This window comes from Sulfitobacter litoralis (assembly GCF_900103185.1).
In the GTDB taxonomy this organism is placed as follows: domain Bacteria; phylum Pseudomonadota; class Alphaproteobacteria; order Rhodobacterales; family Rhodobacteraceae; genus Sulfitobacter; species Sulfitobacter litoralis.
Map to the genome: position 1 here is coordinate 1 of NZ_FNJD01000012.1, position 15,777 is coordinate 15,777.

The window sequence follows — 15,777 nt, forward strand, 5'->3', positions numbered from 1 at the left end:
CCACCCACAAACCCAAGGCAAAATCGAACGCTGGCACCAGACCATGAAGAACCGGGTTCTGCTGGAAAACTACTACCTGCCAGGCGATCTTGAGCGTCAGATCGGGGCCTTCGTCGAATACTACAACAACCAGCGCTACCACGAGAGCCTGAACAACGTCACGCCAGCCGACGTCTACTTTGGCCGCGACAAAGCCATTCTGAGGGAAAGGGAAAAGATCAAGAAGCAGACAATCCGCCAACGTCGCTTGCAACACCAAAAACAAGCCGCATAATCAACTACACATACGAGCCAGAGCCTCCAATGCTCAAACCGCTCTGATGCCCCATTTTATATGACGACGGACACTCTTGGCGATGTTGAAGGCCTCGCCGCGTAATCTTGGTGCCATGGCATTGAGCACAAAAATGCAGCTGTCTCTGCCAGTGAATTCCTGAAATCCTTCCCAAGGTATAAATACTTGGAGCAGGTTGTAGTCTGAGATGCCACGGTAGAAAACTGTGTCAGCTCCTTGTGCGCCACCAGTCCGTAGGCATTGGTCATTTCCTCTTCTTCCTCTTGGTTCGCAGTTTTACGCGCACCGCTGCGCTAGGCGCGCTTAGCCACCGTCGACTTCAAGGTACGGCTCCTGACCGAGCAGTCAGAGATGATCTTGTCGAGGAAGGCGTTCTTTGCTTGCATCAACATCGAGGCACCTGCGCCGCGCTTCTCCTGCGTATCCAGCGGGATACCCATAGGGTAGGTTTTAGCCAGCTCGCAGCGCATTGCCGATCTTCTGGATCGTCGCCAAAATACATCGGCGCAATCCACCAATGCTGACATCGGCCATTTCACTTTTGAGACATTTAGTTTTGTCAGTTTTGTCAGTTTTGCCTGCCGCTAAGAAGAGAGTTTAGAATTTTCAGTCCAACCGCACGGCGTGAAGTGTAACTACACAACTGGCCGCAGTCTTTTTGTAAGCATCCGGCGTAGGCCACAGCGCGGTCAACGCGCGGGGTCAGGGTCCATTTCGATCAGGTCTCGCAGGTTTTCGATGCCGAACGGAGTGAAGGCGATGACGCTGTCGTCGGCGGGGCCATAGACCCAGATCACGCCATCTTCGGTATCCATACAGATGGCGAGATCGAAGATCCGATCGACGGTTTCGCCCAGTTCGGCAGCAACGCGGTCGATGGTCTTGACGGAATGCACCTTGTTTAGCTCCATGATTATGCCGCCTCAGCAAGGGGCCGGGTCTTCCAGTGCCAGGGCAGAAGCTCACGTATGCGCGAGACGGGCATGTCGGGGAGCCGGGCGAGGACATCTGCGAGCCAGGCCTGTGGGTCGATGTCGTTCATTTTGGCCGTGACAATCAGGGTATGCATGGCGGCGGCTCGCACACCGCCGCGCTCGGAACCCGCGAAGAGCCATGACTTTCTACCCAGGGCCTCCCCGCGAAGGGCGCGTTCGGCCGCATTATTCGTCAGGCAGATGCGCCCGTCATGGAGGAATGCCGTGAAGGCCTGCCAACGGCCCGCTTTCTCGAACATGTAGTTGATCGCCTTAGCCACCTTGTTGTGTCTGGACAGTTTTGCGCGCTCTTCCTGCAGCCAGTCATGGAGGCTATTCACCAAGGGACGGGAGAGGTCCTGGCGGGCGGCAAGGCGAGTAACTTTAAACATTACGATGCTCTCAATACCGAATAGTCGCGCGAATGCCATGCAAGACCAAATGGCACTGCCCCTAGAAAATCGACTTGGAACCAAAAGGTGGATATTTGGGTGTATAAATCAAATTCTAAAATACATTATACATTTAAATTCAGCTACTTAGCTGAATTTAATGGTGCCCAGGGGCGGAATCGAACCACCGACACGAGGATTTTCAATCCACTGCTCTACCCCTGAGCTACCCGGGCACCGGAGACCACCGTAGTGGTCGGGTGTGCGCGTTCTAGGATTTTGCGGCGGGGGTGTCCAGAGGCTTTCGCCATGTTTGGCAAAGGTTTTTTCGGAAAGTTCTAATGTGGCTTGTCCGGAGCGTTCAAAGCGGCCTTGCTGGCCTCGATTGCGGCCTCGACATCCTCGGGATCGCGGCTTGGCGTGGCGTAGCTGCCGTTTAGCCACTTTGCCAAATCCACGTCCGCGCAGCGCCCCGAACAGAAGGGACGATACTTGAGGGAGGTTTCGCCGTTACAGATCGGGCAGGTCACTTTAGCACCTCTGCCAGGGGCATACGGGCGCGTTTGCGCTGCAGCTCATAGTGCCCAAGCGGTGTCCAACCCACCAAAGTGGTTTCCACATCATCAGCGCGAAACGCCTGACGCAAGGCGGTCTCGAACGGGCGGCGGTCTTTCTTGGGCATGGGTGCAAGATCCAGCGTGATCTGCCCCCCCAGACCGCGCAGACGCAAGGCACGGGGCAAGGCGCGGGCGCAGGCCATGTTGGCCTTGATACCAGCGGCGAGCGACACATCCGCACCGGTGTTCACGTCAACGGCGACCAAGGCGCGTGTGGGTTCAACGAACATGGAGGCACCGCCGTCAAGAGCGACGCGCGGCTGCGAAAGACTATCGACGGTATCCAAAACGCCATGGGTCTCGAACCCGCCGGGATCGGTCACAATGTCTGCCGGCTCTACCCAGTCGCGCCACGCTAAAATGTGTGGGCCGTCGCCTTCGGACAACAACTCCATCTCGGTGGACGGGTCATCAAGCACCTTGTCAGCCAGCGTCAGCATCGCGTCGATATCATCAGCGATGTCGTCCGCATCGGCACCAGCGCAAGAGGACCGCAGAATCAGCCCGTGCGTGGCCCCGTCTGCGGCCTCATGGGCGATCTCGAGCAGCCGGTCACGTTCTTCCTCGTCCCGAATGCTGCGCGAGATATTGGTGCCGGGCGCGCCGGGGGTCACGATAGCATAGCGGCTTTTGAACAATAGCTTTTGTGTCACCGGAATGGCTTTTCCCGGTTCGGCATAGCCCGAAACCTGCACGAGAATTGGCTGTCCGGGTGCCAACCCCTTGATCTGGCGCAAGAACGCAGAGCCATCAGGCGTCTTGAGGAACATCCCCCCCTGCCCTTTGACCGGGCGGTCCGCAATGGCGCGGTAGATCGTGCCGGGGCGCGGCCCGTCACTGTCGATCAAAAGATCATCCAGCTTGCCGTCCACGATCAGCGCGGCGGCTTCGGTGTCGCCAAAATGGTCCAGAACGATCGTACGGCCCTTCATGAGGTCTCTCCTGCGAAAACATATCCTGCAGCACGCAGCAGGTTTGCGGTTTCGGCCAATGGCAGGCCGACGATGCCGGTGAACGATCCGCTGATCCAGGGGATCAATGCGCCAGCCGGTCCTTGGATGCCATAGCCGCCGGCCTTACCCTGCCAGTCTCCTGTTGCCAGATAAGCCGAGATTTCAACATCTGACAGGCGTTTCATGCGGACGGTGCTGACTACATCACGCTGCCATAGCTTGTCACCGCGCTTGACCGCGACTGCCGTGATAACTTTGTGACGACGCCCCGACATGAGACGTAAAAAGCGGATCGCCTCGGCCTCGTCTTCGGGTTTGCCTAAGATACGGCGGCCGACAGCGACGGTTGTATCGGCACAGAGCACGATATCATCCCCCCCGGCCTGCACAGCGGCGGCCTTTTCACTGGCCATGCGCGCGCAATAGGGGCGCGGCAGTTCGGCAGCCAGCGGGGTTTCGTCTATATCGGGAGCGCGAATATCGTCTGGGACAACGCCAATTTGCGCCAGCAATTCCTTGCGGCGCGGGCTTCCTGATCCGAGGATAAAACTCATATGGGATCCTAGATCGCTGCCCGAAAACCACGAGGTGATTTTCGGATAAGCGTTTTATTTAAAGCGGTAATTGATCCGGCCTTTGCTCAGATCATAGGGGGTCATTTCCACCTGTACCTTATCGCCAGCCAGAACACGGATGCGGTTCTTACGCATCTTGCCTGCCGTATGCGCGATGATCTCATGGCCGTTTTCAAGCTCGACCCGGAACGTCGCGTTCGGCAGAAGTTCTTTCACGATACCGGGGAATTCGAGCGTGTCTTCCTTGGCCATGGTCTCTCCTTGAACACTTTGTCCTGCAATTTCAGGACGCAGGCTTAAATGGGCGCAATTTTCCCTTTTTTCAAGGGGTATTCACATCAAAGGCACGTTTATGGCCGTTGCGTCACGCCCGAACTGGTCCTCCCAGTGGTTTCGGTTCAAAACCACCCCATCTGCACGCACACGGCTGATCTGTGCGATGTCGACCTCGGCAAAGGTCCAGCCGGGCACGTTGATCTCTGCGGCGGCAAGGACGCCGGTGGACGGAAAGCCCACATCCGGCGGACAGAATATGCCGCCTGCCCCATAAGAATCACCAAGCGCGTCGGACCAATCCGCAGGCCCGACGCAGGATGACATGGCCGTAACGCATTGATTCTCCAGCGCGCGCGCCATGGATCCAATGCGGACGCGCCAGTAGCCTGCCAAGGCTTCGGTCACACTAGGGACGGCGATGATGTCGCAATCTGCCAAGGCGCGACCCAGCAAAGGGAATTCGCTATCATAGCAGATCAGGATGCTGATCTTGCCCAATGCCGTCTCGAAGATGCGCAAAGGCTCTCCACCGACCACGCCCCAGACCTCGCGTTCGAATCGGGTCATGATCTGTTTGTCCTGCACCCCGATTTGCCCCGAAGGCGTGATCAGGCGGGCGCGATTTACCGGACGGGGGGCTGCATCGGTGACCGCAGGTCCGGACGCTGCGACGATATGCACGCCATATTCAGCTGCAAGTTTCTGATGTGTCGCATCTGCATCCGCCAGCCGGTCAGATACAGCGAACAGCGACGCCTCCAGGTTGCCAGCTACATCCAGCCCCGCGAGCGTGGCCAGTTCCATCGCGCCATATTCGGGGAATACCAGCAGCTCTGCCCCACTGGCCGCCGCAGTTGCGACCCAGCCTGCCAATTTATCTTCGTAATGTGCCCAGCTGGACAAAACGTCCAGCGGGTATGCGGCTGTTGCGATTTTCATGAAAGCCTCCGGTGCGTGATGAGCCATATGGTGCGCTGCGCACGGGGCAGCTTCAAGGGGAACGCGTGTTTTCCGCAGTTCATTTCAGTTTTGTGAAACCAATGCTTAGAAATACGCACGAACCTTGCCAAAATATTGGTCATGCTTCACTAAATCCGAAAGGACCAAGGGCGGGACATCATGATCAAAAAGGGCATCACCCTACGCGGCATAGAAGTGTTCGAGGCATTGGCCAGCCGTGGGTCTGTGGCGCAGGCCGCTGCGTTGACAGGGCTAAGCCAACCCGCCGTCAGTCAACAGATCAGCAACCTCGAAGCCGCTATGGGCGCAGCGCTTGTCGATCACAGTACGCGCCCGATGAAACTGACCGCTGCGGGCGAAAGCTTTCTGCGTCACAGCGGTGCAGCGCTTGCCCATATCCGCTTGGCGCAATCCGAACTGACGGTGATGGACCTTGCAAACCTCAGCGACCTGAGCCTCGGGGTGATCGACGATTTTGACAATGACCTGACCCCCCGCCTCGCAACGCTTCTGGCCGACAGCATGGCAGGCTGCCGCTTCCGGATGGTCACCGACGGCAGCAAGGGGTTGATCCAGGCGGTTCAGGACAAATCCCTTCACATTGCTATCGCCGCCACCAGCGGGGATGCCAAAAGCGGGCTCATCGAAATTCCGCTGGCACGCGACCCATTCGTAATCGTGACCCCTGCCGGTTTTGAGGGCAACAGCGCGGACCTGATGGCGGGGCGATCGACTTTGCCGTTCGTGAAATACGCCACCGACCAACTGATTGCCGACCAGATCACCAACCACCTCACGCGCAGTAATATCACGCTGCATTCGCAGTTCGAAATCGGCAGCCACCTTGCCTTGATGGCGATGGTGGCACGGGGCATCGGTTGGGCCATCACGACGCCCTTCGGCTATTGCCGCGCAGAGCGGTTCCACCAACAGCTCGCGGTGCATCCCCTGCCCGTACCGGGGCTGTCGCGTCAGATTTCCCTGTTCGCAGGGTCGGATTGGACGGGACCGGTGCCGCAGAATATCGCTGATACGATGCGCCAACTGCTCCGGTCGCATATGATCGCGCCGACGGTCGCGCAATTGCCGTGGCTCGCCCCCAGTTTCGAGACGCTCGCGGGCTGACCGCTTGCGCAAGACGTGCGGGACTGTTTCACTCGGGCGCAAGAAAGAGGGGCTGACATGAGCAAGATCGTTATTCTGACAGGCGCAGGCATTTCTGCGGAAAGCGGCATTGAAACCTTCCGTGCCGAAGACGGGCTATGGGCGCAACACCGCGTCGAGGACGTCGCCACACCCGAAGGCTTTGCCCGTGATCCTCAACTGGTCGTCGATTTCTATAACGGTCGTCGCAAGCAGGCGGCAGAGGTATCGCCAAATGCCGCGCACCAGGCGCTGGCCAAGCTGCAGCAGCACTATGCGGGTCAGGTCGTCATCGTGACCCAAAACGTCGATGACTTGCATGAACAGGGCGGTGCGCGGGTGATCCATATGCACGGCGCGCTGAACTCGGCGCTTTGCGCCAGCTGCGATCACCGTTGGCCCGCGGATATGGCGATGGCTGTCGGCGATCCCTGCCCCGCCTGCCAAGCCCCCGCCGCGCGACCTGACATCGTGTGGTTCGGCGAAATGCCCTATGACATGGATGCGATTTTTGATCATTTGGCCGAGGCCGATATTTTCGCGGCCATCGGTACATCGGGCAACGTCTACCCCGCCGCCGGTTTCGTCGCAGAGGCCCGCCGCAACGGGGCCCACACGGTAGAGATGAACCTCGAACGCTCTGCCGTCGGAAACCAGTTTGCCGAACACCGCACCGGTCCGGCGACACGTGTGGTCACCGATTGGGTGGAGGAATTGCTGGGCACCCCCGGAGAACAGCGGCCCACGTTCTAACAAACGCCGGGCCGCCGCCATTCGTGTGCAGAAAAGACGTTAGTCTTTCGGCATCTCGTGACCGGTGTGATCCATATCGCCGTGGTCGTGCTTCATCTTGCCGTGGTTCGGCTTGCGGTCCTGATCGACCATCACCTCGATCTCGACCGCACCGGCTTTTTCGAACTCCAGCGTGACGGGCACCATCGCCCCTTCTACAAGCGACTCTTTCAGCCCCATGAACATTAGGTGATCGCCGCCGCGTTTAAAGGCGTGCATTTCATCCGCGGCAATGGCCACGCCGCCTTCGATCTCGCCCATGCGCATGATGCCATTATCGTCAGAACGGTGCGAATGCAGCTCGACCTTATCGGCCACGTCGGAAGACGCACCGATCAAACGGTCATCCGCACTGGAGTGGTTCATCACCACCATAAATGCCGCACCGGAGGTAGATTTCGCGGTCGAGCTGCGGATGTAGGCGTCATCCACCATGATACCTTCGGCAGCGAGGGGGGCAGAAAAGAGAAACAGTGCGCAAACGGCGCGGGTCAGCAAAGCAGGTGTCATTGATATATCCTGTCGTCATATTCAAAATGTCTGTGAAAGTCGTACGTCAGGCAGCGACAGGCGGTGCTCTAGGGTCGTGGCGCATTTTGCGGCGCGGCACATCAGCTGTCGGGAAATACAACAATGGTGCAACTAAAACCACGATCCGCATCGGTGTAGCAACCAGAGCCACGGCATCTGACATGGCAACGTTGAGCGCCGAATCGGGACATATATGCGGGGCCGACGTGGGCTTGCCCTGTGCATCTACATAGATCGCCACAGGGCCTGCACCGGTACACAGCACCATCTGACCCATCGCAGCAGACGCGCCACGTGCAACGGCCATGCTTTGCCCTGTCAGGGCAAGCATCAACGCAAGTACCAAAGCTGATAGAGAACGCAGGGTCATAGGCCGCACCCTAGCCAAAGCTGGTGACAATGCACCTGCCCAAAACGACGCAGCCCCGGCCAAGGGCCAGGGCTGCAACATCGTAACGATTGGAAAGCCTTACGACAGCGCTTCGGCTGTAGCGCTGGACTTTGCAATTGCTTTCTTAACTTTCAACGCGCTGACGGACAGCTCGGTGTCCTTTGCCTTCGCCATGAACTTGTCCAAACCACCGCGGTGGTCAACAGTGCGCAGAGCAGCTGCCGAGATGCGGAACTTGAAACCACGGCCCAGTGCTTCGGACTGCAGGGTAACATCGTTCAGGTTTGGCAAGAACCGGCGACGTGTGCGGTTCTTGGCGTGGCTTACGTTGTTGCCCGTCATCGGGCCTTTTCCGGTCAATTCGCAAACGCGCGACATGGGTCTATCCTTTTGCTGCGGGGCATTTTCCGGCGATCCGGAGCAATACCCATATGGGCCGCGCTACGGCAAACCCTGAAATTGGTTTGCTGGCTTTAGGCGGAATCGAGAGCGGGGTCAACCCAAGCCTGCACGCCATCGCACGCTTTTCCTTTTGCATCCGTCGAAAAGATTTGCCATCTGTCGCGCATGAACATTCATTCCCGCGCCCTTCTTGTCCATCTGTTTACTGCAACGGGTGCGATTTTCGCCATGCTCGCCATGCTCGCCGCCGCCGAAGAACGTTGGGACATGATGTTCCTCTGGCTGGTGGTGGCTTTTTTCGTAGACGGGATCGACGGGCCACTGGCGCGTAAATATAATGTAAAGACCAACGCGCCCGAGTTTGATGGCGTCCTGCTTGATCTGATCATTGACTACCTGACCTATGTTTTTATTCCCGCCTTTGCGTTGTTCCAATCCGGCCTCATGGACGGGTGGAGCGGTTGGGTCATGATCATCATCGTCACCTTTGCCAGCGCCATGTACTTCTGCGATACACGTATGAAAACAAAGGATAATTCCTTTTGGGGCTTTCCGGGGTGCTGGAACATGCTGGTGTTGGTGCTATTTGCCCTGTCGCCGCCGTGGTGGGTATCGCTGGTGCTGGTGACGGTTCTGGCAGTGACCATGTTCGCCCCGCTCAAGTTCGTGCACCCTGTTCGGACAGAGCGTTGGCGCGCGGTTACATTGCCGATGGCGCTGGCCTGGACCTTCTTTGCAGGATGGGCCGCTTGGGTCGATTTCCACCCGCAAAGCTGGGCACATTGGGGTCTGGTCATCACCAGTCTATACCTAATGTTTGCCGGCGTGGCGCAGCAATACCTGTACGATCGCAAGGCCTGAACCGACGCCCCGCGATCAACATTACCGCACATAACTTTAAAATCTAGATCAGCAGCCCTGCGGCCCCTTCATGGCGCAGCAGGGCGACTTTCGTTTCTACGCCGCCGTCCCCCGAATATCCGGTCAGCCCCTTTGCCCCCATCACGCGATGGCACGGCACAATGACGGGAATCGGATTGTGCCCGCACGCCTGTCCCACGACCTGCGCGGGGATCGCCAACTTGGTCGCGATGTCGCCATAGGTCACCGTATCGCCAAAAGGGATCGCCGACATCTCGGCGCAGACCGCCTGCAGCGTGGCACTTCCGCCAATTCGCAACGGCAGGGTGAACTGCGTCAGCCGCCCCGCATCATAGGCACGCAGCTGCGCCTCTGCGTCATCCAGCACGCGGCCAGCGTCATCATGTAAGGAACCCTGCCCCCACTGCAGGTGGGTGATCGCGCCTGCATCCTCGGCTACGACCAAGGTACCAAACCGCGTGGGGATACTGCGCCGCTTCACCCGAAACTCCGGATAAAGCGGCGCTGCGTCATTTTAGGACACGGCTTCGTCACAACGGGCGCAAACGCCCGCGTGATCATGGGTGCCAACGTCAGGCAGCACCTTCCAGCAGCGTGCGCATTTCTCGCCCGAAGCTTTCTCGAACACCACGGCAACGCCGTCGGTCTCTGGCATGCGGAATGCCTCTGCCGGAGCGTCATCGCCGGTGATCGCAATGGCTGACGTGATGCAGACATCCTCGAACGCGACACTCTCAAGCGCCGCACGCTGCGCATCATCTGCGACAAACACCATTGGCGCTGCCTCGAGCGAGGCACCGATGACCTTCTCGACCCGCTGCACTTCCAACGCAGACGTCACGACCCGCCGTGCGGCACGCACTTTGGCCCACTTCGCCGCCAGATCAGCATCCAGCCACGCTTTGGGCGTTTCAGGGATGTCCGTCAGGTGGACCGAGCTTTCATCGCCGGGGAACCGTTCAAGCCAGACTTCTTCCATGGTGAACACCAGCACAGGGGCCAGCCATGTCGTCAGACGGTGGAACAGGATATCGAGCACAGTGCGCGCAGCACGGCGGCGTAGCGTGTCGCCGTCGCAATACAGCGCATCCTTACGCACGTCGAAATAGAACGCGGACAGATCAACCGTGGCAAAGGTGAACACCGCCTGGAACACGCCTTGGAAGTCGTAGCGCGCATAGCCTTCGCGCACGACCTGATCCAGCTCTGCCACACGGTGCAGCACCCAGCGTTCAAGCTCTGGCATCTCCGCGGGTTCGGTCCGGTCGGCATCGGTAAAGTCAGACAACGCCCCCAGCATATAGCGCATGGTGTTGCGCAAACGGCGGTAGCTGTCGGCGGTCCCTTTCAGGATTTCCGGCCCGATCCGCTGGTCCGCGGTATAGTCCGTCTGTGCAACCCAAAGCCGCAGAATATCCGCGCCATATTGTTGGACAATCTTTTCGGGCACGATGGTGTTGCCGATGGATTTGGACATCTTCATGCCCTTCTCATCCAATGTGAACCCATGCGTCACCACGTTGCGGTAAGGCGCGCGGCCAGTGGTGCCTACGGATTGCAGCAGCGACGAATGGAACCAACCGCGGTGTTGGTCGGTGCCTTCCATATAAACGTCTGCGATACCGTCCTCAGAGCCGTCTTCACGGTCGCGCAGCACGAACGCATGGGTTGAACCGGAATCGAACCAAACGTCCAGAATGTCGAAGACTTGGGTATAGTCGTCGGGGTTCACAATCCCACCCAGGAAACGCTCTTTTGCGCCATCTTCGTACCAGACATCCGCACCGTCAGCTTCGAACGCGTCGACCACACGCTGGTTGACTTCGGGGTTGCGCAGCAAGAAGTCTTCATCCGTTGGCAGCGCGCCGTTTTTGGTAAAGCAGGTCAGCGGCACGCCCCATGCACGTTGACGCGACAGCACCCAGTCGGGGCGTGCCTCCATCATCGAATGCAGACGGTTGCGGCCCTTTTTGGGCACCCAGTTGACGTTGTCGATCTCGGTCAGGGCGCGTTCACGGATGGTCTTGCCGAATGTGTCCTGACCGTCGCCAACGGGCCGGTCGATCGCGGCAAACCACTGTGGCGTGTTGCGATAGATGACCGGTGCCTTGGAGCGCCAGGAATGCGGATAGCTGTGCTTGATCTTGCCCCGCGCCAGCAGCCCGCCAACCTCGACCAGCTTGTTGATCACGGCGGTGTTGGCGTCGCCTTCCTTGCCGTTGGGTTTGAGGATCTTCTTCCCACCAAAGAACGGCATATCCGCGCGGAAGGACCCGTCTTCGACCACGTTATAGGTGATCACCTGATCCAGCATCCCCAGCCCGCGGTAGAGCTCATATTCCTCAAGACCATGGGACGGCGCGCAATGCACAAAGCCCGTGCCTTCGGTGTCGGTCACAAAATCGGCGGCGCGGAAGTCGCGCAGATCATCCCATTCGCCATTGCTGCCTTCGGCCCCCGCCAGCGGGTGCTGCAACGAGATATTTGCCAGCTCGTCCTGCGTCACATCCCGCAGACGGCGCACCATGGTTTCGTCCAGACGCGCACGCCCGAACACATCCATCGCCATGCTGTCCGACAGCAGATAACGGTCGCCGATGGTGACCCAGGATTCCTCGGGGCGGCCGATGACTTCATACAGACCGTAAGAGATATCCTCGCCATAGACGACAGCCTTGTTGGACGGCATGGTCCAGGGCGTCGTGGTCCAGATCACGACGTTTGCGCCGTCAAGAGATTTCACATTTTCGATGTATTCTTCAGTTCGCTCCGGAGAAGCTAGATCAATAATTTGTTGATCATTTAGCGCCCCCAAATAATCAGAGTTTGGACCTTTGTTTCCGCCGCTCTCCACAACCTTAAACTTTACCCAGATCGTAAAGCTTTCCTTGTCGTGGTATTCCACCTCGGCCTCGGCCAGCGCGGTCTTTTCAACCGGCGACCACATCACGGGTTTGGACCCTTGATACAATGTGCCGTTCATCAGGAACTTCATGAATTCTTCGGCGATCACACGTTCCGCGTGGAAATCCATCGTCAGATAGGGGTCTGCCCAGTTGCCGGTGATGCCCAGACGTTTGAATTCCTCGCGCTGCACATCAACCCAGCCGGCGGCGAACTTGCGGCATTCGGCGCGGAAATCATTGATCGGCACATCGTCCTTGTCGCGGCCCTTCTGGCGGTACTGCTCTTCGATCTTCCATTCGATGGGCAGGCCGTGGCAATCCCAACCGGGGATATAGCGCGCGTCAAAACCCATCATCTGGTGCGACCGCACGATCATGTCCTTGATCGTCTTGTTCAATGCGTGGCCGATGTGCAGATTGCCGTTCGCATAGGGGGGGCCATCGTGCAGCGTAAAGGGGGTGCGCCCCTGCTTTTCACGCAGGCGATCATAGACGCCGATCTTTGCCCACCGCTCCAGCCATTCGGGTTCGCGTTTGGGCAGGCCCGCACGCATCGGGAAATCGGTTTTCGGCAGGTTCAGCGTGGATTTATAGTCAAGCGTTTCGGGGGTGTCGGCGCACATGGCGGGCGTCCTTTGGCAACGGAATTTCGGAATGGTGAATGTTCGGATACGGTGCGAAGAACTCAAGCACCTCTGCCCGGCGTCTCGTCAATCAGAGCGCCGGGAAAATAATTCGTATAATGATCGCGGAGTTCCGGGTCATATTCAGCCTTATAGGCCGCAGCAGATCGACCGACAAGCCCCCTCGCCCGGGCACTTAGCTGGTCTTGGAAAACAGCCCCGACAGGGCCCGTTTGATGATGCTGCGCACCTTAGGCCGGCGCGCCGCAGAGAACGGCATGGGGCGGCAGACCTCCATGGCGGCGACACCGACGCGGGCGGTCAGCGCGCCGTTCACCAGCCCCTCGCCAAAGCGGCGCGACAGTTTCGCCAGCATCGTCCCGCCCAAGATAGGTTCCAGCATGTCGTCGCCCACGGCCACAGCCCCCGTCGCCACCAGATGCGACAGCACCACCCGCGTCAGACGCCACGACCCGAAAAAGCCCGACCGCCCACCATAGACTTCGGCCACACGGCGGATCATGCGCAGGTTGCTGGTCATCGCCGCGACCACATCGGCCAACGCCAAAGGCACCAGCGCCGTCACCGTTGCAACCTGACGGGCGGCGGCTTCGACCTCGCGGCTGGCGGCAATATCCAACGGCCCCAGCAGCTCTGCCTCGGTCAAGGCCAGCAACGCCTGTGCATCCAGTTGATCGCCGCGCAGCTCTGCCAGACGGTCGCGTCCCCATCGGGTATCCTCGCGGCCCTGATACAGCCCAACCAGCCGATCAGTGACTGCCCGAGCGGACTTGAGGTCATTCTGCGCCAGCGCCTCGCCCACATCGTGATGCAAGCCGTCAAGCCGCGCCAGACGGCTAAAGGCCGCCAATTCACGCAGACACAGCAACACCAGAACCAGCAGCACCGCACCAATCAGGACGGTCATCACCATCCCCAACAACGGGTAGCTCGCCAGCAGCCCCATGACGAAATTCCACGCCGCAATCGACACCAGCGCGCCGATCAGCGTGGTCAGCAACCACCAGAACAGCCGCAGCAGCTTTGACGGCTTGCGCGCTGCCAGCCGTGCCGCGATCTGCATTGCCTGCCCCTGCGGTGCGGGTGCCCCGACATCCGGCACCGGCGGCGCATCCGAGACAGAGGGCCGCGTGGCCGCGTCTTCTTCGAGATCAAATAAAACCGGACCCTTGGCCATCACGCTGCCCCTTTCACCCATTCGAACCGCACATCCGGCAGCCCGAAATCATTGCCTGCGCCGTCGCTACGCGTCACCTCGACAAAGCCTGCAGCGCGGTAAAACCGTGTGGCACGCAAGTTCGCCTCAAAACTCCAGAGCGCAAGACGGTCGCTTTGCGCCTTGGCCCCGTCCAACAGCCGCTGTGCAATGCCTTGGCCTTGGGCTTTCGGGTGCAAATACAGCCCGTGAATCTCCGCCGCGCGACGTGCCAAAAAGCCCACGACATGCCCCTCAGTCCGCGCGACCTGCACCCAGCCGACGTCGATCATATCACCCAAGGTGCCGATCTCTTCTGCGCGACTGTGGGCTTGGGGTAGCCAATCGTGGTCTGCATTGGCGCAGGCCATCACCTCTGACAGACGGCCGGCATCCAGCACCCGTGCGGGCGCAATGGTCACGGCATCAACGGTCACAGACGGTCCCCGATCAGGAATTCCGCAGCACGGTCCAGTCGGATATGGGGCGGGCCGTCACCGGGGCGCAGGTTCAGCCGCGCCGGCGCAAAGCGCATGATCTGATAGTCCTGATCCAGCCATTTAGCGGCCCCCGCCCGCGCGGGGCTTAAAAGATGCGCGGGGTCTTTTGGCAATTCGCCGGGATAGAACGCCGCCTCTTTGCCCGTGTCCAGCAAGCTGCCGCGCACGACATCCAGCGTCTCTCCGTCGTGGGTCATCGTGGCCTCGGTCGTGGCCCGCAACGATGCCAGCGACATTGCCGATGTCCCCGCACCGGCAAAGCGGGCGCGGTCGCGGGCATCACGGGTCAATGCCTCCATGATGGCGGTCAGACTGGCATGCTGGCTGTGGTGCAGATGGTCGGCCTTAGTCGCCGCGAACAGGATTTTCTCGACACGTTTGCCACGCAGTAGCTGGGTCATAAATCCGTTGCGCCCGGGTTTGAAGCTGCCAAGAATATCGCTCATCGCAGCGCGCAAATCCTCGACGGCGCGGGGGCCTTGATTGATCGCGCCAAGCGCGTCTACCAGCACGACCTGACGATCGATCCGTGCAAAGTGATCGCGGAAAAAGGGTTTCACCACCCGCCGTTTATAGGCCTCGAACCGCCGCGCCATTTCCCGCAAAAGCGACCCGCGCGGCCCCTCGCCGCCGGGCAAGGGCGCAAAAGTCAGCACCGGCGATCCGGCCAGATCTCCCGGCAGCAGGAACCGCCCTGGCGTGCAGTCGGAATAGCCATTTGCACGGGCGGTCTGCAGGTAATCGGCAAAGCTGGCCGCCAACGCTTGGGCGACGGGTTCGTCCAGCGGTCCGTCGGCGTCAGTCCCCGCCACCAGCGCGCGGTAGCCCGCTGCTTCTTCACGGTCGGCGATCCGCGCCAGCACCTGCGCCGACCATGTGGCATAACCCACATCCATCAAAGCCAGATCCAGCAGCCATTCGCCGGGGTAATCCACGATATCCAGATGCACCGTGCGCGGCCCCTGAAATCCGGCCAACAGGCCATTGGGCCGCACCCGCAAAGACAGACGCAGCTCTGATATGGCGCGGGTGCTTTCGGGCCAGTGCGGCGTGGGACCGGTCAGCGCGGCAAGGTGGTTTTCATATTCGAACCGCGGCACGGTATCGTCGGGCTGGGGTTGCAGGAACGCCGCCTCGATCCGGCCTTCGGATGCGGCCAGAAGCCCCGGCATCCGGCCCCGGTCCAGCAGGTTCGCCACAAGCGAGGTGATGAATACGGTTTTGCCGGACCGCGCCAGTCCCGTAACACCCAAACGGATCACGGGTTCGAAAAACGTCTCGGAGACACCGTCCTGAACATTTTCAACCTGCCGCCAAATTCCATCGGCAATTCTTGAGAGTACCAAAGC

At 59.6% G+C, this 15,777-nt stretch carries 19 protein-coding genes, 1 tRNA gene and 1 pseudogene; 4 read left to right on the forward strand and 17 right to left on the reverse strand.

Features of this window, described 5'->3' with window-relative positions:
- Nucleotides 1–274 (forward strand): integrase core domain-containing protein (locus tag BLQ98_RS10775; protein ID WP_141135319.1); only part of this gene is annotated, 274 nt, incomplete at its 5' end.
- Between the two features lie 314 nt (nt 275–588).
- On the opposite strand, the gene BLQ98_RS18085 is transcribed toward BLQ98_RS10775, so the two are convergent.
- From BLQ98_RS18085 to BLQ98_RS10815, 9 genes and pseudogenes are all read right to left on the reverse strand, one after another.
- Entirely contained in the window at nt 589–822 is a 234-nt protein-coding gene (locus BLQ98_RS18085) for a hypothetical protein (RefSeq protein ID WP_141135320.1), read from the reverse strand.
- 162 nt (nt 823–984) lie between these two features.
- Complete coding sequence (locus BLQ98_RS10780; RefSeq protein ID WP_093733328.1) at nt 985–1,206, reverse strand: hypothetical protein; 222 nt, start codon at nt 1,204–1,206, stop codon at nt 985–987.
- Between the two features lie 2 nt (nt 1,207–1,208).
- Nucleotides 1,209–1,685, reverse strand: a pseudogene (locus tag BLQ98_RS10785) (IS66 family transposase); the annotation flags it as partial.
- A gap of 137 nt (nt 1,686–1,822) precedes the next feature.
- A tRNA-Phe gene (locus tag BLQ98_RS10790) sits at nt 1,823–1,897 on the reverse strand.
- A 102-nt stretch (nt 1,898–1,999) separates the two neighbouring features.
- Nucleotides 2,000–2,191 (reverse strand): DNA gyrase inhibitor YacG, encoded by a 192-nt coding sequence (locus BLQ98_RS10795; RefSeq protein ID WP_093733329.1) that lies wholly within the window; start codon nt 2,189–2,191, stop codon nt 2,000–2,002.
- Nucleotides 2,188–3,210 (reverse strand): ribonuclease E/G, encoded by a 1,023-nt coding sequence (locus BLQ98_RS10800; protein WP_093733330.1) that lies wholly within the window; start codon nt 3,208–3,210, stop codon nt 2,188–2,190. Before BLQ98_RS10800 ends, BLQ98_RS10795 begins: the two co-directional genes overlap by 4 nt.
- Nucleotides 3,207–3,785, reverse strand: a complete 579-nt coding sequence (locus BLQ98_RS10805; RefSeq protein WP_093733331.1) for a Maf family protein — start codon at nt 3,783–3,785, stop codon at nt 3,207–3,209. Before BLQ98_RS10805 ends, BLQ98_RS10800 begins: the two co-directional genes overlap by 4 nt.
- 54 nt (nt 3,786–3,839) lie before the next feature.
- Entirely contained in the window at nt 3,840–4,058 is a 219-nt protein-coding gene (gene infA, locus BLQ98_RS10810) for a translation initiation factor IF-1 (protein WP_005851736.1), read from the reverse strand.
- 81 nt (nt 4,059–4,139) lie between these two features.
- The gene (locus BLQ98_RS10815) at nt 4,140–5,021 is read right to left on the reverse strand and encodes a carbon-nitrogen hydrolase family protein (RefSeq protein WP_093733332.1); all 882 of its coding nucleotides are present in this window, start codon (nt 5,019–5,021) and stop codon (nt 4,140–4,142) included.
- Between the two features lie 180 nt (nt 5,022–5,201).
- On the opposite strand from BLQ98_RS10815, the gene BLQ98_RS10820 reads away from it, so the two are divergent.
- A complete protein-coding gene (locus BLQ98_RS10820; protein WP_093733333.1) occupies nt 5,202–6,167 on the forward strand; it encodes a LysR family transcriptional regulator in 966 nt (321 codons plus the stop codon).
- A 57-nt stretch (nt 6,168–6,224) separates the two neighbouring features.
- Nucleotides 6,225–6,938, forward strand: coding sequence for an NAD-dependent deacylase (locus tag BLQ98_RS10825; protein WP_093733334.1), 714 nt, complete (start codon nt 6,225–6,227; stop codon nt 6,936–6,938).
- Between the two features lie 39 nt (nt 6,939–6,977).
- Here BLQ98_RS10825 and BLQ98_RS10830 read toward each other — a convergent pair whose 3' ends face one another.
- The 3 genes from BLQ98_RS10830 to rpmB form a co-directional block, all read right to left on the reverse strand.
- Complete coding sequence (locus BLQ98_RS10830; protein WP_093733335.1) at nt 6,978–7,487, reverse strand: copper chaperone PCu(A)C; 510 nt, start codon at nt 7,485–7,487, stop codon at nt 6,978–6,980.
- Nucleotides 7,488–7,533: 46 nt separating this feature from the next.
- A complete protein-coding gene (locus BLQ98_RS10835; RefSeq protein WP_093733336.1) occupies nt 7,534–7,878 on the reverse strand; it encodes a hypothetical protein in 345 nt (114 codons plus the stop codon).
- A gap of 99 nt (nt 7,879–7,977) precedes the next feature.
- Entirely contained in the window at nt 7,978–8,277 is a 300-nt protein-coding gene (gene rpmB / locus BLQ98_RS10840) for a 50S ribosomal protein L28 (RefSeq protein WP_093733337.1), read from the reverse strand.
- 189 nt (nt 8,278–8,466) lie between these two features.
- Between rpmB and BLQ98_RS10845 the strand changes: the two genes are divergently transcribed.
- Nucleotides 8,467–9,162, forward strand: a complete 696-nt coding sequence (locus BLQ98_RS10845; RefSeq protein WP_093733338.1) for a CDP-alcohol phosphatidyltransferase family protein — start codon at nt 8,467–8,469, stop codon at nt 9,160–9,162.
- A 43-nt stretch (nt 9,163–9,205) separates the two neighbouring features.
- Here the strand turns inward: BLQ98_RS10845 and BLQ98_RS10850 are convergent, their stop codons facing one another.
- The 5 genes from BLQ98_RS10850 to BLQ98_RS10870 all read right to left on the reverse strand — a co-directional run bounded on the left by BLQ98_RS10850 (nt 9,206) and on the right by BLQ98_RS10870 (nt 15,774).
- On the reverse strand, nt 9,206–9,664 hold the full coding sequence (locus tag BLQ98_RS10850; protein WP_093733339.1) for a methylated-DNA--[protein]-cysteine S-methyltransferase: 459 nt from the start codon (nt 9,662–9,664) through the stop codon (nt 9,206–9,208).
- A 33-nt stretch (nt 9,665–9,697) separates the two neighbouring features.
- Complete coding sequence (gene ileS / locus BLQ98_RS10855; RefSeq protein ID WP_093733340.1) at nt 9,698–12,712, reverse strand: isoleucine--tRNA ligase; 3,015 nt, start codon at nt 12,710–12,712, stop codon at nt 9,698–9,700.
- A 196-nt stretch (nt 12,713–12,908) separates the two neighbouring features.
- Entirely contained in the window at nt 12,909–13,910 is a 1,002-nt protein-coding gene (locus BLQ98_RS10860; RefSeq protein ID WP_093733341.1) for a YcjF family protein, read from the reverse strand.
- On the reverse strand, nt 13,910–14,365 hold the full coding sequence (locus BLQ98_RS10865; RefSeq protein ID WP_093733342.1) for a GNAT family N-acetyltransferase: 456 nt from the start codon (nt 14,363–14,365) through the stop codon (nt 13,910–13,912). Before BLQ98_RS10865 ends, BLQ98_RS10860 begins: the two co-directional genes overlap by 1 nt.
- Nucleotides 14,362–15,774, reverse strand: a complete 1,413-nt coding sequence (locus BLQ98_RS10870; RefSeq protein WP_093733343.1) for a YcjX family GTP-binding protein — start codon at nt 15,772–15,774, stop codon at nt 14,362–14,364. The genes BLQ98_RS10865 and BLQ98_RS10870 overlap by 4 nt, the downstream gene beginning before the upstream one ends.
- Between the last annotated feature and the right edge of the window lie 3 nt (nt 15,775–15,777).

Coding starts and splice junctions, on each gene's coding strand:
- BLQ98_RS10780 (WP_093733328.1), bottom strand. CDS start 1,206: ATGGAGCTAAACAAGGTGCATTCCGTCAAGACCATCGACCGCGTTGCT.
- BLQ98_RS10815 (WP_093733332.1), bottom strand. CDS start 5,021: ATGAAAATCGCAACAGCCGCATACCCGCTGGACGTTTTGTCCAGCTGG.
- BLQ98_RS10820 (WP_093733333.1), top strand. CDS start 5,202: ATGATCAAAAAGGGCATCACCCTACGCGGCATAGAAGTGTTCGAGGCA.
- BLQ98_RS10805 (WP_093733331.1), bottom strand. CDS start 3,785: ATGAGTTTTATCCTCGGATCAGGAAGCCCGCGCCGCAAGGAATTGCTG.
- BLQ98_RS10825 (WP_093733334.1), top strand. CDS start 6,225: ATGAGCAAGATCGTTATTCTGACAGGCGCAGGCATTTCTGCGGAAAGC.
- BLQ98_RS10860 (WP_093733341.1), bottom strand. CDS start 13,910: ATGGCCAAGGGTCCGGTTTTATTTGATCTCGAAGAAGACGCGGCCACG.
- BLQ98_RS10800 (WP_093733330.1), bottom strand. CDS start 3,210: ATGAAGGGCCGTACGATCGTTCTGGACCATTTTGGCGACACCGAAGCC.
- BLQ98_RS10830 (WP_093733335.1), bottom strand. CDS start 7,487: ATGACACCTGCTTTGCTGACCCGCGCCGTTTGCGCACTGTTTCTCTTT.
- rpmB (WP_093733337.1), bottom strand. CDS start 8,277: ATGTCGCGCGTTTGCGAATTGACCGGAAAAGGCCCGATGACGGGCAAC.
- ileS (WP_093733340.1), bottom strand. CDS start 12,712: ATGTGCGCCGACACCCCCGAAACGCTTGACTATAAATCCACGCTGAAC.
- BLQ98_RS10845 (WP_093733338.1), top strand. CDS start 8,467: ATGAACATTCATTCCCGCGCCCTTCTTGTCCATCTGTTTACTGCAACG.
- BLQ98_RS10835 (WP_093733336.1), bottom strand. CDS start 7,878: ATGACCCTGCGTTCTCTATCAGCTTTGGTACTTGCGTTGATGCTTGCC.
- infA (WP_005851736.1), bottom strand. CDS start 4,058: ATGGCCAAGGAAGACACGCTCGAATTCCCCGGTATCGTGAAAGAACTT.
- BLQ98_RS18085 (WP_141135320.1), bottom strand. CDS start 822: ATGTCAGCATTGGTGGATTGCGCCGATGTATTTTGGCGACGATCCAGA.